Here is a 12,739-nt window from a genome sequence, read left to right as displayed (position 1 = left end):
AACGGCGGACTTTCGGGGGCGACGCGTATGATCTTGATTCACAGGCCGGCAGGGCGCTCGGGGCGCCCAGAGCCCTCGCTCGACCGCTATGCGCTGCAGCCCGGCGAGCCGATTCCCGACGATGCCCTGTGGATCGACCTGATCGAGCCCACGAAGGAAGAGGACCGGCTGGTCGAGAGGCATCTCAACATCGAGATCCCGACCAAGGAGGAGATGGCCGATATCGAGCCGTCGGAGATCCTCTACACCGAGAACAACGCGCGCTACATGACCGTGCGCGTCTTGTGCTCGTCCGATACGGAGACCCCGAAGCTCATCGACGTGTCGTTCATCCTGACCGAGAAGGCGCTCGTGACCGTACGCTACGGGGAGCCGCGCTCGTTCTCCATGTTCATGGCGCGCGCCGTGAAGCCCGGCGGCTGCCGTCACCAGCCCGAGGCGGTGCTTGACGGCCTCATCGAGACCATCATCGACCGGGCCGCCGAGATCCTCGGCAATGTCGGTTCACGCGTCGACCGTCTGTCCCAGACGATCTTCGAGAACGAGCGGCAGGGAACACGGCGCGCGGCCTCGTTCCGGGCGGCTCTGAAATCCATCGGCCGCAAGGGCGATCTCATCTCCAACGTGCGCGAGAGCATGGTGACGGTGGAGCGCCTGCTGCTCTTCCTGTCGGCCTCCATGCCGCGGCCGCAGCGCGCCCACGGCTACCAGGCCGAGTGGCGCACGGCGCTGCGCGACGTGCAGTCCATCGAGGAGCACGCCACGTTCCTGTCGAACAAGCTGCAGTTCCTGCTCGACGCTACGCTCGGGCTCGTCACCATCGAGCAGAACGACATCATCAAGCTCTTCTCGGTCATGTCGGTGATCTTCCTCCCGCCGACCCTCGTGGCGTCCATGTACGGGATGAACTTCAAGATCATGCCGGAGTTGGAATGGCAGCACGGCTATCCTTTCGCCATCGGCCTCATGATCATGGCCGCCGTGCTGCCCTATCTGTTCTTTCGCTGGAAACGCTGGTTGTAGCCGGACGATCTGAGGTAGGACATCGGAGACCTCATGCTGAGGAGCGAAGCGTCTCGAAGCACGAGGGCGTTTCCAGCGCCCTCTGGACCATCCTTCGAGACGCAGCTTCGCCGCTCCTCAGGATGAGGTAGCATGAAACAACAGAAGCGGAGGAGATCGCCATGTGCGGGCGCTATGCCGTCACCCTGCCTCCCGACACCTATCGGGAGTTCTACGGCTATCCGGAGCAGCCGAACTTCCCGCCGCGCTTCAACGTGGCCCCGACCCAGCCGGTCCCGATCGTCATCGAGGACAAGGGCGACCGGCACTTCATGCTGGTGCGCTGGGGCTTCCTGCCGTCCTGGGTCAAGGACCCGAAGGACTTCCCGCTGGTGATCAATGCGCGCGGCGAGACGCTGCAGACCAAGCCTACCTTCAAGGCGGCGTTGAAGCGAAGGCGCTGCATCTTCCTGGCGGACGGCTTCTACGAATGGCAGCGCCACGGGCGCGAGAAGGCGCCCTTCCTCATCCGCCCGCGCAACCGCGGGCCGATGCCGCTCGCGGGGCTGTGGGAGACCTATGCGGACCCGAGCGGCGGCGAGATCGACACCGCCGCCATCGTCACCACGGACGCCAACGGCACGCTTTCGGCCGTGCACGACCGGATGCCGGTGATCCTGTCTCCCGACGACATCGGGGCCTGGCTCGACGTGCGCGACGAGCGCGCCGACGTGATGCGCCTCGTCCGCCCGTGCCCGGAAGACTGGCTCGACGTGGTGCCGGTCTCGAGCCGCGTCAACAAGGTCGAGAACGACGATCCGGGCGTGCAGGAGCCCTTAAGCGCTCCGGAGGCCAAACCCGTCGAGCAGACGAAGCGCAAGGCTGCGAAACCCCGCTCCACCGACGAGGACGAGCAGGGAAAGCTGTTCTAGCAGAACGCGCAAAAAAATGGCGCCCGGGGGCAGGGCGCCTGGAGGTAACCGGTCAAGGGATCTCCAGCGGGTCTGGAGAGACTACGGTGGGCCGGTGTTCGATAACGGTCGACACGCGGGCCTTATTCCACGCACACACAGTTTTTCTGCGCCGGCATCCGGCCCGCGCAGGATTGCCCATCCGTTGCAAGGGTTTAGCAGCGAGCTTACCGCCGCTTCTTCGCCGCGTCGCGGCGCAGGATGCCTACCACTTCGAGATGCGGGCTGTGCTTGAACTGGTCGACCGGGATCACCCGCTCCAGGCGGAAGCCCGCGCCCATCAGGATCGCGGCGTCGCGCGCGAAGGTGGCGGCGTCGCAGGACACGCTGACGACGAGCGGCACCTTCGAGACGGCGAGCTGCTTCGCCTGAGCCTCCGCACCGGCCCGCGGCGGGTCGACCACCACCGCATCGAAGGCATTGAGCTCCAGTGTCAGCAGCGGACGGCGGAAGAGGTCGCGGGTCTCGGTCGTGATGCGGCGAAGGCCCGGCGTTGCGCGGAAGGCCTTGTCGAGGGCCGCGATGGCTCCGGCCTCCGTCTCGACCGCATGAACCTCCGCCTTTTCGGCCAGCCGCAGCGCGAAGGGGCCGGCGCCCGAAAAGAGGTCGGCGACGCGCTTGGCGCCGCGGCAGGCCTCCGTCACGAAGCCCACGAGCGTTTCCTCGCCGAGCCGCGTCGCCTGAAGGAAGGAGCCCGCGGGCGGAACGACGGAGGCGCGGCCCATGACGATCGCGGGCGGACGGCGCTCGACGATCACGTCGCCGTGGATCGAGAGACGCGCCAGGTCGAGCCGCTCGGCAAGATCGATGAGGCCGAGGCGGTCCTTGTCCTTCAACGGCCCATGGCCGCGCACATCGACGTCGAACCCGGTCGTGACGGCGGTGATCTGGATGTCGAGCGGCTTGCGGGCCGCGCGCAGATGCTCGCCGATGGCGCGGGCGATCGGCGGTGCGGCGCTCTTCAGAGAGGGCTCCGCGATGGGGCAGAACTCGATCTCGACCACATGGTGGCTGCGCGCCGCCATGTAGCCCACATGCATGGCGCGGTCGGGAAAGCGCACGTGTAGCGTCACCCGCCGGCGGCCCTCGCCGTGGGCGTCGATGAGCTCTTCGATGGGAGCCTCGATCCGCGCTTGGCGCAGCGTGTGGACGAGGGTGTCGCGTTTCCAGGTCTGGTAGAAGCCGTGCCGCATGTGCTGCGTCGCGCAGCCGCCGCATTCGCCGAAATAGGGGCAGAACGGCGTCTCGCGCTCGGGCGAGGGTGCATCGACCGACACGAGGCGCGCACGCTGACCGTCGCGCTCGATGGTCACCGTTTCGCCGGGCAGCGTGTAGGGCACGAAGACGGGGCCGGAGCCGCTCTCCGCGATCCCGTCGGCTTTGGCGCCGAGGCGCGTGATGGTCACCTGTTCAGCCACGGCGTGCTCCCAAAAGGAATTCCCGGTTGCCGTCCCCGCCCTCGATGGGCGAGGGGACGATCCCCATCGGCTCGAAGCCGAGGGATTGGACGAAGGCCGTCATGTCCTCGCAGACGGCGCGATGCACCGCCGCGTCGCGGACGATGCCCTTCTTCACGTTGTCGCGCCCGGCCTCGAACTGCGGCTTCACGAGAACCGCCATCACGGCATGCGGTTTCAGCAGCGGAATCACGGGCGGCAGGACGAGCTTCAGCGAGATGAAGCTCACATCGGAGACCAGCAGGTCGATGGGCTCCGGGATCAGGTCGGTGCTCAGCGAGCGCGCATCCGTTCCCTCCAGGTTCGTCACCCGCGGATCGGCCGCGATGGTGGGATGAATCTGCCCGTGGCCGACATCGACCGCGTAAACATGCGCGGCGTCCCGCTTCAGAAGAACCTCGGTGAAGCCGCCGGTGGAGGCACCGAGGTCGAGGCAGACGAGGCCCTTCGGGTCGATCTGGAAGATGTCGAGGGCCGCGGCCAGCTTCACGCCGCCGCGGGAGACGTAGGGATGCGGCTGCTCGGCCGTGATCACGGCCTCCTCCGGCACGGTGTCCGAAGCCTTACGGATCACCGTGCCGTTCACGGTGACGAGCCCAGCCGCGATGGCCTCCTGGGCCCGGGCGCGGCTCGTGAAGAAGCCGCGTTCGACCAGAACGACATCGGCGCGCTTGCGGGTCATGCGATCCTCGCCATCACAGGTGGTTCTCATCCCTCGGGACGGAACAAAGATCCGCCCCCTTTACATTTCCATGCATGACCCAGATCACCGGATCGGAGCATTCGCCATGATCGACCGACGCGAAGTCATGTCCGGGGCGGTTCTGCTCGCCACCAGCGCTGCCATCACCAGCGTTCTGATGCAAGCCCCGGAGAGCATCACGCCCGTGCCGACCGTCTCCGGGGCCGCCGACGATCCCTCTGCCGAAGCGAGGGCGAAGGCCGCGAAGGCCGGCCCCTTGCCGATCTGATCGTTCGCACTCCGGCGGCTTCGCGGATCACAATCCCTTCAGATGCCGGAACCGGGCCCTAGATGCGGCATCATCCGTCCGGACGCCCGCGACGGGCCCAACCGAAGGAGCCGCCATGATCAGCCGCCGCCATCTCTTGACGGGAGCAGCCCTGCTCGCCACCAGCGCCGCCATTCCCCGGGCCTGGGCGCAGGCGCAGACGGGACCGTTCAAGCTCGATCCCCTGCCGTATGCGCCGTCGAAGAACGAGCCGCATATCGATGCGCAGACCATGGAGCTGCATCACGGCAAGCATCACGCCGCCTACGTGAACAACCTCAATGCGGCGGTCGGGCAGAATGCCGAGCTGGCGAAGACGCCCCTTCACGAGATTCTCGCCAATCTGAACGCGGTCCCGGAATCGGTCCGCACCGCGGTTCGCAACAACGGCGGCGGGCACGCCAATCACACCATGTTCTGGCAGATCATGGGCGGACAGGGCGGCGAGCCCTCCGGCGAGCTGAAGACCGCCATCGAGCGCGACCTCGGCGGGTTCCAGAAGTTCCAGAGCGACTTCAACACCGCGGGCGAGAAGCAGTTCGGCTCCGGCTGGGTCTTCGTGACCGTCGACCGGTCGGGCAAGCTCGCGCTTGTGGCGAAGCCCAACCAGGATACGCCCCTCATGGACGGGCAGCGGGTGCTGATGGGCAACGACGTGTGGGAGCACGCCTATTACCTGAAGTACCAGAACCGCCGGCCGGAATACCTGAAGGCGTGGTGGAACGTGCTGAACTGGGACAGGATCGGCGAGCGCTACGCGGCCGCGAAGGCGGGAACGCTGACGATCTGAGCGCTCAGGCGCTCACGGGATGTCCTGGCAGATGTCGACCCACTCGGCATTCACCAGTTCGGCCATCCGCAGCGGGTCGATGCGCACGGCGGCATGGATGTCGCCGGCGGCCGGCACCACCTCGTCGAACGCCCGCAGGGACACGTCGCAATAGACCGGAAGCGGCGTCGCCAGCCCGAAGGGGCAGACGCCGCCCACCGGATGGCCGGTCAGCTCCTGGACGGCTTCCGCGTCCAGCATCTTGGGCTTCGCGCCGAAGACAGCCTTGGTCTTGCGGTTGTCGAGGCGGGCGTCGCCCCGCGCGACCACGAGGATCGCGCGCTCGCCAATCTTCAGGGACAGGGTCTTGGCGATCCGCCCGGGCTCGACCCCGTGGGCCTCGGCGGCCTGCGTCACCGTGGCGGTGGAGACGTCGAGTTCGATGATGCGGATGTCCGGCGCCTTCTCGCTCAGGAAGGCGCGCACCGAGTCCAGGCTCATCAGGCCCGGGCCTTTTTCGTGGCGGCCTCCTGGCCGAGCGCCTCGAACACCTTGGTGACGATCCCGGCCGCGTCGAGGCCGGCCTGGGCGTACATGCGCTCCGGCTTGTCCTGGTCGAGATAGAGGTCGGGCAGGATCATCGAGCGCACCTTCAGGGTGCCGCGGTCGAGGGCGCCCTTGTCCGACAGGAGCTGGAGCACGAAGGAGCCGAAGCCGCCGACCGAGCCTTCCTCGACGGTGATCAGGACCTCGTGGTCGCGGGCGAGCCGCAGGATCAGCTCCTCGTCGAGAGGCTTGGCGAAGCGAGCGTCGGCGACGGTGGTCGACAGGCCGCGCGCCTCCAGCTCCTCGGCGGCCTTCAGGGCCTCCGAGAGGCGCGTGCCCAGCGACAGGATCGCGATGCGGCTGCCTTCGCGGACGATGCGGCCCTTGCCGATGGGGAGCGGCACGCCCTTCTCGGGCATGTCCACACCCACGCCTTCGCCGCGCGGGTAGCGGAACGCGATTGGGCCGTCGTCGTAGGCGGCGGCCGTCGCCACCATGTGGACGAGCTCCGCCTCGTCGGCGGCGGCCATGACCACCATGTTGGGCAGGCAGCCGAGATAGGCGACATCGAACGAGCCCGCATGGGTCGGCCCGTCGGCGCCCACGAGGCCGGCGCGGTCGAGGGCGAAGCGCACGGGCAGGTTCTGGATCGCCACGTCGTGCACGACCTGGTCGTAGGCCCGTTGCAGGAAGGTGGAGTAGATGGCGCAGAAGGGCTTGTAGCCTTCCGTGGCCATGCCGGCCGCGAAGGTCACCGCATGCTGCTCGGCGATGCCGACGTCGAAGGTGCGGGCCGGGAACTCCTTGGAGAACATGTCGATTCCGGTGCCGGTCGGCATGGCGGCCGTGATGGCGACGATCTTGTCGTCGGCCTGCGCCTCCTTGATCAGGCTCTCGCCGAAGACCCTGGTGTAGGCCGGGGCATTGGCCTTGGCCTTGGTCTGGGCGCCGGTCACCACGTCGAAGGTGACGACGCCGTGGTACTTGTCGGCCGAGGCCTCCGCCGGGGCGTAGCCCTTGCCCTTCTGGGTCACCACGTGGACCAGGATCGGGCCGGTTCCCGAATCGCGGACGTTCTTCAGGATCGGCAGCAGGTGGTCGAGGTTGTGGCCGTCGATGGGACCGACATAGTAGAAGCCGAGCTCCTCGAACATCGTCCCGCCGGTCCAGAAGCCGCGGGCGAACTCCTCGGCGCGCTGGGCCTTCTCGTAGATGAACTTCGGCAGCTTCCTGGCGAGCTGCTTGGCCGTCTCGCGCAGGCCACGGTAGGTGCCGCCGGAGACGAGGCGCGCCAGGTAGGACGACATGGCGCCCGTGGGCGGGGCGATCGACATGTCGTTGTCGTTGAGGATCACGATCAGGCGCGAATGCATGGCGCCGGCGTTGTTCATGGCCTCGTAGGCCATGCCGGCCGACATGGCGCCGTCGCCGATCACGGCGATCACGTTGTTGTGCTTGCCCTCGAGGTCCCGGGCCACGGCCATGCCGAGGCCGGCCGAGATCGACGTGGAGGAATGGGCCGCCCCGAAGGGGTCATACTCGCTCTCGGCGCGCTTGGTGAAGCCGGAGAGGCCGCCGCCCTGGCGCAGGGTCCGGATGCGGTCCCGGCGCCCGGTGAGGATCTTGTGCGGGTAGGCCTGGTGTCCCACGTCCCAGATCAGCCGATCCTCGGGCGTGTTGAACACGTAGTGAAGCGCGACCGTCAGCTCGACCACCCCCAGGCCGGCGCCCAGGTGCCCACCGGTGACGGAGACGGCGCTGATCGTCTCCTGCCGCAGCTCATCCGCCACCTGCCTGAGCTGGTTTTCGGGGAGCTGTCGGAGATCGTCCGGGGTCTTGATGGTGTCGAGGAGGGGTGTGGACAAAACTGTTCTCGCCAATGCGTCTGCAAGCGGCCTTCTGATCTGCAGATAGGGTCAGGATCGGCCTTGGTCAAACGGGAGGCTGGCTCATTTCCCTTTGGAAAGCTGGGCTATTCCGCCACGTCCAGGGGAGTGGTTCCGGAAGCCTGGCCGTCGGCCCCGACCGTGATCTTCTCGATCCGGGCCTCGGCCTTCTTCAGCAGCAGCTCGCAGTGCTTCTTGAGGGCCTCGCCGCGCTCGTAGATCATGATCGAATCCTCGAGCGGGACGTCGCCGCGCTCCAGGCGCCGCACGATCTCCTCGAGCTCGGCCAAGGCCTTCTCGAACGGGAGGGTCTTGATGGTAGTGGTGTCGGTCATGCCCGCGATCCGCTGTTGCCTGATCCTGCGTTATGCGGATTGCCGCGGCTCCTGGCAAGTTTGGAGTAGGCCCGGGACGCCGCGCCTCAGGCCAGGCGAAGCGTGAAGGGCGTGCCCTCCATGGCCTCCGCCCCGCGGCCGATGGCCCGGATCGCCTCGACCATCCGGCCCTCGCGCCCGAGAATGTCGTCCGCGAGGGCGACGAGGCGGGCGTTCGGCGTCGCGCTGGGGGATGCCTCCCGCAGGGCCCGGGCGATGGCGGCCTCGCTTCGCTCCGGCACGAGGGCGCAGGCCGAGATGTAGGCGGCGGCGGTCGAGCGGCTGATCCCGGCCCAGCAATGGAACAGGAGGGGGCTTTCCCGGCCCCAGGCCCGGACGAAGGCCAGCAGCGCCTCGACGTGCTCCCCCACCGGCAGGGTATGGCCGTCGAGGGGCTCGACGATGTCGCTCATGCCGATGACGAGGTGCCGTTCCGGAGCGACCGCGGCGGGCCTCTCCACCTTCGCCCCGACGCCCATGAGGGTGACCACATGGCTCGCGCCGGTCGTCGCGACGGTGTCGTGCAGGCGGGACAGGGGGCAGACGTGCAGGGTCGGCATCAAGAACCTTCGGGTGGGAGAGGGGCGGGATCCGGCTCTCGTCGTTTCAGGGACAGGTCCGGGCGTGAACCGTCTCGATCTTCTCTTGAAAGCAGCGCTCGGCCTCCTCGATGGGCCAGGGCTCCAGCAGGGCGAGAATGTCGCGGCCGAAGGGCTCCGGGCGGCCGAAGAACTTCAGGGCCTCTTCGCGGGTGAAGCCCGCGAGCTTCGTGGCTTCGAGGAATGCCGCCTGCCGGTCCGCCTTCTTGATGAAGCGCTTGAGCGCCGCGGAGGGCTCCGGGCTCAGGCCGAAATGCACGTGGATCGCCGCGAGGAGCCGCCCCTCGATCGCCTTGTAGGCGTCGCCGATGACCGCCTTGAACGGCGAGATAATGTCGCCGATCACGTATTCGGGCGAATCGTGCAGCAGCACGGCGAGCCTTGCGGCGCGCGGCATGTCCGGGTCGAGATGGGCGGCGATCGCTTCGACCAGCAGGCTGTGCTGCGCCACGGAGAAGATGTAGGGCCCGACCGTCTGGCCGTTCCATCGCGCCACGCGGGCGAGCCCGTGCGCAATGTCCTCGAGCTCGACGTCGAGCGGGGAGGGATTCAGGAGGTCGAGGCGTCTGCCCGAGAGCATTCGCTGCCAGACGCGCGGCTCCTTCGACATCACAGGCGCTCGGCGATGGCGGCGCATTCCGCGTGGCGGAAGCATCCCGTCAGGTGGTCGTTGACCATGCCGACCGCCTGCATGAACGCATGGACGATGGTTGGGCCGCAGAAGTTGAAGCCTTCGGCCTTGAGGGCCTTCGAGATGCGCCGCGACACCTCCGTCTCGGGACGGATGTCCGCGCGGGTCTTCAGGTTGTTCTGCACCGGGCGGCCGTCGATGAAGTCCCACAGGAAGGCCGAGAAGCCGCCGCGCTCCTGGATGGCGAGCCAGGCCCGCGCGCTCGCGATCGTGCTCTCGATCTTGGCGCGGTTGCGCACGATGCCCGCATCGAGCATCAGGGCTTCCACCTGCGCCTGGTCGAAGCGCGCGATCACGGCCGGGTCAAAGCCCGCGAAGGCCCGCCGGAAGTTGTCGCGCTTGCGCAGGATCGTGATCCAGGACAGCCCGGCCTGGAACCCGTCGAGGATCAGCTTCTCGAACAGGGCCCGGTCGTCGAATTCCGGCGCGCCCCATTCCGTGTCGTGATAGGCGACATAGAGCGGGTCGGTGCCCGGCCACCAGCAGCGGGCCTTGTTGTCGGGGTGCAGGATCAGTCCGTCGGTCATGAGTGACGTGTAGCGGGCTCCGGGGGAGTCGGGAAGATGGAGCAGCGCACTGTTCACCTCTGCCGGTGGAAGAGGTGAGAACAAGCGTCTCAGCTCTCCGACAGCGCCCCCTTCGCATCGACCATCTCGGCCATCCGGTGAGCCGCATCGTCCCCAATGGACCGCAGCCCCGCCGCCACGCCCAGGCGATCTGTCTCGGGCCTGTTCTGGCTGACCTTCCACTTGCCCTCGATCCGGGTGATCTCGATTTCGATGCCGACGATGCCCTTGATCTGCGCCGCGATGAACGGCGCGGGGGCGTCGTCCACGGCCCAGGGCTCGGGCCGGGAGGCCTCGTGGGCGGCGGTCAGCTCGCCGATCTGGCGCCGCAGCCAGTCCGGATCATCGATCACCGTCATGCGGCCATAGGCCTGAACCACGGCATAGTTCCAGGTCGGCACCACCTTGCCGGTTTCGCGCTTGGTCTCGTACCAGGACGGCGTGACGTAGGCGTCGACGCCCTGGAAGATGGTGAGCACCTCCTGGTCGGGGTCGAGGTCGCGCCACTGGCCGTTGGCCCGCGACAGATGGGCCTTCAGGGTCCCGAGCGGCGAGGCGGCGGCGTCGAGCACGAAGGGCAGGGGATTGGCCACGAGGCCGCTGCTCCCGTTCGTCACCAGCATGCCCAGGGGATGGGCCCGGATCAGCCCGTGCTGGACCTGGAGGCGGTCCTCGCGGAAATGGGGCGGCTGGTACATCGCGGGCTCCCGGCAGAAGGCTTCAGAGGATTAGCCGCCCGCGCACCCGCTTGGCCAATCAAAAATGGATGCCGTCCACATCACCCGAAACGATGGGTCCGCGACGGCTCAGCCGATCCGGAGGCTGCGGAGCTTGTCGGCGAGCTCCGTCCAGCGATAGGGCTTGCTGATGAAGGCGGCCCCTTCCGGCAGTTCCTTGAAGGGCAGCGTCGAGGCCGGGTACCCGGAGGCCAGCAGGATCTTGACGTCAGGGCGCAGCCGGTGGGTTTCCTTGGCGAGCTCGATTCCGTTCATGCCACGGGGCATGACCACGTCCGAGAACAGGATGTCGATGCGGGTGTCGCTCTTGAGCATGTCGAGGGCCGAAACGGCGTCGATCGCCGAGAGGACCTCGTAGCCGAGGCTGTCGAAGATCTCCTGGGCGATTTCCAGGACCTCCGGCTCGTCCTCCACGATCAGCACGGTTCCGCGGGTCTCCCGGACGGTCTCCTCCGACTGAGCCACGTTCTCCGACTCCTCTCCGTTGTCCTGGGCCGGCAGCAGCATGGTGATGGTCGTGCCATCGCCGGGCTCGCTGTCGATCTGGACATGTCCGCCGGACTGGGTGACGAAGCCGTAGACCTGGCTCAGCCCGAGGCCCGTGCCCTTGCCGACCTCCTTCGTGGTGTAGAAGGGCTCGAAGGCGCGGGCAACGGTCTCCGGGAGCATTCCCTCTCCCGTGTCGGTCACCTCGACCGAAACGTAGGCCCCCGGCTCCAGGCCGCGTCCGGAGCAGTCCTTCTCCGCGAGCGTGACGTTCTTCGACGTGATCGACAGCTCGCCGCCTTCGGGCATGGCGTCGCGGGCATTGACCACGAGGTTGAGCAGGGCCGCCTCGAACTGCGGTCCGTCGATCTGGGCCGATTTGAGATCCGGCGCCAGGGAGAGCCGGATCTGGGTCGTCTCCCCGCAGGCCCTCCTGAGGACGGGTTCGAACTCCCTGATCAGCGCGTTCGGGTTGATCAGGCTCGGCTGGAGCGGCTGCCGGCGCGAGAAGGCGAGCAGCTGCTGCGTGAGCTTCGCGCCCCGCTCGGCGGCGCGGTGGGCGCTCTCGATGAGGCGCACGTCGCGCGGCTCGCGTGCGCTGCGGGTCAGGAGGTCGAGATTGTTGACGATGATGGTGAGCAGGTTGTTGAAGTCGTGGGCGATGCCGCTGGTGAGCTGGCCCACCGCCTCCATCTTCTGCGACTGGAACAGGGCCGCCTGGGCCTGCGCGAGAGCCTCCTGGGCGTTCTTCTTCTCGGTGATGTCCCGGGTGATCTTGGCGAAGCCGATCAGGTTCTTCTGATCGTCATAGATCGGGTCGATGACGACGCTGGCCCAGAAGCGGGTTCCGTCCTTGCGCAGGCGCCAGCCCTCCGCCTCGAACTTGCCGGCGGTCCGGGCGGTCTCGAGCGCCCGCTGCGGCAGACCCGCCGCGCGGTCCTCGGGGGTGTAGAACTTGGAGAAATGCTGGCCGACGATCTCGTCGGCGAGGTAGCCCTTGATGTGCTGCGCGCCCATGTTCCAGTTCGTCACCTGGCCCGTCGGATCCAGCATATAGATCGCATAGTCAGTGACGCCCTGAACCAGCCGCCGGAAGCGTTCCTCGCTCTCCTGCAGGGCGAGCTGGGCATTGCGCTTCTCGGTGACGTCGCGGGTGATCTTGGCGAAGCCGAGAAGCTGTCCGTCCTTGCTCCAGATCGGGTCGATGATCGCCTGGGCCCAGAAGCGGGTGCCGTCCTTGCGCACGCGCCAGCCTTCGCCTTCGAACCTGCCGACCGTTCTGGCGGTTTCCAGCGCCCGCCGCGGCAGGTCGGTCGCGCGGTCCTCCGGCGTGTAGAACCTGGAGAAATGGCTGCCGAGGATCTCCGTGTCCCTGTAGCCCTTGAAACGCTGCGCCCCGGGATTCCAGCTCGTGATGATGCCGGACGGGTCGAGCATGTAAATCGCGTAGTCGGTGATCGACGCAATGAGGAGCTGATAAAGGTCTCCGTTCATCGGCGGCGGGCGATACGCTGATACGACGTCCATTAAAGGTCCCCAAAAGCGGGTTGGGCTCCCGCGATTATTGCGCGGATTAAAGGCCTAACGGAAAACAACGCGACGGCATCTATTACGTTCCGTCAGTCTTAGCCGGCAAGGCTTCCGC

Annotated in this window: 14 protein-coding genes; 4 read left to right on the top strand and 10 right to left on the bottom strand. The window is 67.3% G+C overall.

Annotated elements, in window-relative coordinates; translation table 11 throughout:
* The first annotated feature begins 27 nt into the window (after positions 1-27).
* Complete coding sequence (locus tag DES45_RS20605; RefSeq protein WP_114772125.1) at positions 28-1,023, top strand: magnesium transporter CorA family protein; 996 nt, start codon at positions 28-30, stop codon at positions 1,021-1,023.
* Positions 1,024-1,184: 161 nt separating this feature from the next.
* Complete coding sequence (locus DES45_RS20600; RefSeq protein ID WP_114772123.1) at positions 1,185-1,934, top strand: SOS response-associated peptidase; 750 nt, start codon at positions 1,185-1,187, stop codon at positions 1,932-1,934.
* Positions 1,935-2,140: 206 nt separating this feature from the next.
* Here DES45_RS20600 and DES45_RS20595 read toward each other — a convergent pair whose 3' ends face one another.
* Both DES45_RS20595 and DES45_RS20590 read right to left on the bottom strand, forming a co-directional pair.
* Positions 2,141-3,391, bottom strand: a complete 1,251-nt coding sequence (locus tag DES45_RS20595) for a class I SAM-dependent RNA methyltransferase (protein WP_114772121.1) — start codon at positions 3,389-3,391, stop codon at positions 2,141-2,143.
* Positions 3,384-4,112 (bottom strand): TlyA family RNA methyltransferase, encoded by a 729-nt coding sequence (locus tag DES45_RS20590; RefSeq protein WP_114772119.1) that lies wholly within the window; start codon positions 4,110-4,112, stop codon positions 3,384-3,386. The genes DES45_RS20595 and DES45_RS20590 overlap by 8 nt, the downstream gene beginning before the upstream one ends.
* A gap of 106 nt (positions 4,113-4,218) precedes the next feature.
* On the opposite strand from DES45_RS20590, the gene DES45_RS20585 reads away from it, so the two are divergent.
* Together DES45_RS20585 and DES45_RS20580 are read left to right on the top strand one after the other, a co-directional pair.
* Complete coding sequence (locus DES45_RS20585; protein ID WP_114772117.1) at positions 4,219-4,401, top strand: hypothetical protein; 183 nt, start codon at positions 4,219-4,221, stop codon at positions 4,399-4,401.
* 115 nt (positions 4,402-4,516) lie between these two features.
* Complete coding sequence (locus DES45_RS20580; protein WP_114772116.1) at positions 4,517-5,230, top strand: superoxide dismutase; 714 nt, start codon at positions 4,517-4,519, stop codon at positions 5,228-5,230.
* Between the two features lie 12 nt (positions 5,231-5,242).
* Here the strand turns inward: DES45_RS20580 and DES45_RS20575 are convergent, their stop codons facing one another.
* The 8 genes from DES45_RS20575 to DES45_RS20540 form a co-directional block, all read right to left on the bottom strand.
* Positions 5,243-5,710: a YbaK/EbsC family protein gene (locus tag DES45_RS20575; protein ID WP_114772114.1), complete on the bottom strand. Its 468-nt coding sequence runs from the start codon at positions 5,708-5,710 to the stop codon at positions 5,243-5,245.
* Positions 5,710-7,620 (bottom strand): 1-deoxy-D-xylulose-5-phosphate synthase, encoded by a 1,911-nt coding sequence (gene dxs / locus DES45_RS20570; protein WP_114772112.1) that lies wholly within the window; start codon positions 7,618-7,620, stop codon positions 5,710-5,712. Before dxs ends, DES45_RS20575 begins: the two co-directional genes overlap by 1 nt.
* 107 nt (positions 7,621-7,727) lie before the next feature.
* Positions 7,728-7,976, bottom strand: coding sequence for an exodeoxyribonuclease VII small subunit (locus DES45_RS20565; RefSeq protein ID WP_114772100.1), 249 nt, complete (start codon positions 7,974-7,976; stop codon positions 7,728-7,730).
* A gap of 86 nt (positions 7,977-8,062) precedes the next feature.
* The gene (locus DES45_RS20560; protein ID WP_114772098.1) at positions 8,063-8,575 is read right to left on the bottom strand and encodes a tyrosine phosphatase family protein; all 513 of its coding nucleotides are present in this window, start codon (positions 8,573-8,575) and stop codon (positions 8,063-8,065) included.
* Between the two features lie 46 nt (positions 8,576-8,621).
* Entirely contained in the window at positions 8,622-9,224 is a 603-nt protein-coding gene (locus DES45_RS20555; RefSeq protein WP_114772096.1) for an HD domain-containing protein, read from the bottom strand.
* Entirely contained in the window at positions 9,224-9,832 is a 609-nt protein-coding gene (locus tag DES45_RS20550) for a DNA-3-methyladenine glycosylase I (RefSeq protein ID WP_114772094.1), read from the bottom strand. The genes DES45_RS20555 and DES45_RS20550 overlap by 1 nt, the downstream gene beginning before the upstream one ends.
* An 89-nt stretch (positions 9,833-9,921) precedes the next feature.
* Positions 9,922-10,569, bottom strand: a complete 648-nt coding sequence (locus DES45_RS20545; RefSeq protein WP_114772092.1) for an FMN-binding negative transcriptional regulator — start codon at positions 10,567-10,569, stop codon at positions 9,922-9,924.
* Positions 10,570-10,677: 108 nt separating this feature from the next.
* Positions 10,678-12,621, bottom strand: a complete 1,944-nt coding sequence (locus DES45_RS20540; protein WP_170151578.1) for a hybrid sensor histidine kinase/response regulator — start codon at positions 12,619-12,621, stop codon at positions 10,678-10,680.
* Positions 12,622-12,739 lie beyond the last annotated feature (118 nt).

The sequence above is a fragment of the Microvirga subterranea genome, from assembly GCF_003350535.1.
Lineage (GTDB): Bacteria > Pseudomonadota > Alphaproteobacteria > Rhizobiales > Beijerinckiaceae > Microvirga > Microvirga subterranea.
Note: the sequence above shows the minus strand (reverse complement) of the source record. Positions and strands in the feature narration are given on the sequence as shown.

Bases quoted from the DNA above. Each gene is read 5' to 3' on its own strand.
- DES45_RS20550 (WP_114772094.1), bottom strand. From the start codon at position 9,832: ATGACCGACGGACTGATCCTGCACCCCGACAACAAGGCCCGCTGCTGG.
- DES45_RS20585 (WP_114772117.1), top strand. From the start codon at position 4,219: ATGATCGACCGACGCGAAGTCATGTCCGGGGCGGTTCTGCTCGCCACC.
- DES45_RS20600 (WP_114772123.1), top strand. From the start codon at position 1,185: ATGTGCGGGCGCTATGCCGTCACCCTGCCTCCCGACACCTATCGGGAG.
- DES45_RS20555 (WP_114772096.1), bottom strand. From the start codon at position 9,224: ATGTCGAAGGAGCCGCGCGTCTGGCAGCGAATGCTCTCGGGCAGACGC.
- DES45_RS20565 (WP_114772100.1), bottom strand. From the start codon at position 7,976: ATGACCGACACCACTACCATCAAGACCCTCCCGTTCGAGAAGGCCTTG.
- DES45_RS20580 (WP_114772116.1), top strand. From the start codon at position 4,517: ATGATCAGCCGCCGCCATCTCTTGACGGGAGCAGCCCTGCTCGCCACC.
- DES45_RS20545 (WP_114772092.1), bottom strand. From the start codon at position 10,569: ATGTACCAGCCGCCCCATTTCCGCGAGGACCGCCTCCAGGTCCAGCAC.
- DES45_RS20575 (WP_114772114.1), bottom strand. From the start codon at position 5,710: ATGAGCCTGGACTCGGTGCGCGCCTTCCTGAGCGAGAAGGCGCCGGAC.
- DES45_RS20540 (WP_170151578.1), bottom strand. From the start codon at position 12,621: ATGGACGTCGTATCAGCGTATCGCCCGCCGCCGATGAACGGAGACCTT.
- DES45_RS20590 (WP_114772119.1), bottom strand. From the start codon at position 4,112: ATGACCCGCAAGCGCGCCGATGTCGTTCTGGTCGAACGCGGCTTCTTC.
- DES45_RS20560 (WP_114772098.1), bottom strand. From the start codon at position 8,575: ATGCCGACCCTGCACGTCTGCCCCCTGTCCCGCCTGCACGACACCGTC.
- DES45_RS20605 (WP_114772125.1), top strand. From the start codon at position 28: ATGATCTTGATTCACAGGCCGGCAGGGCGCTCGGGGCGCCCAGAGCCC.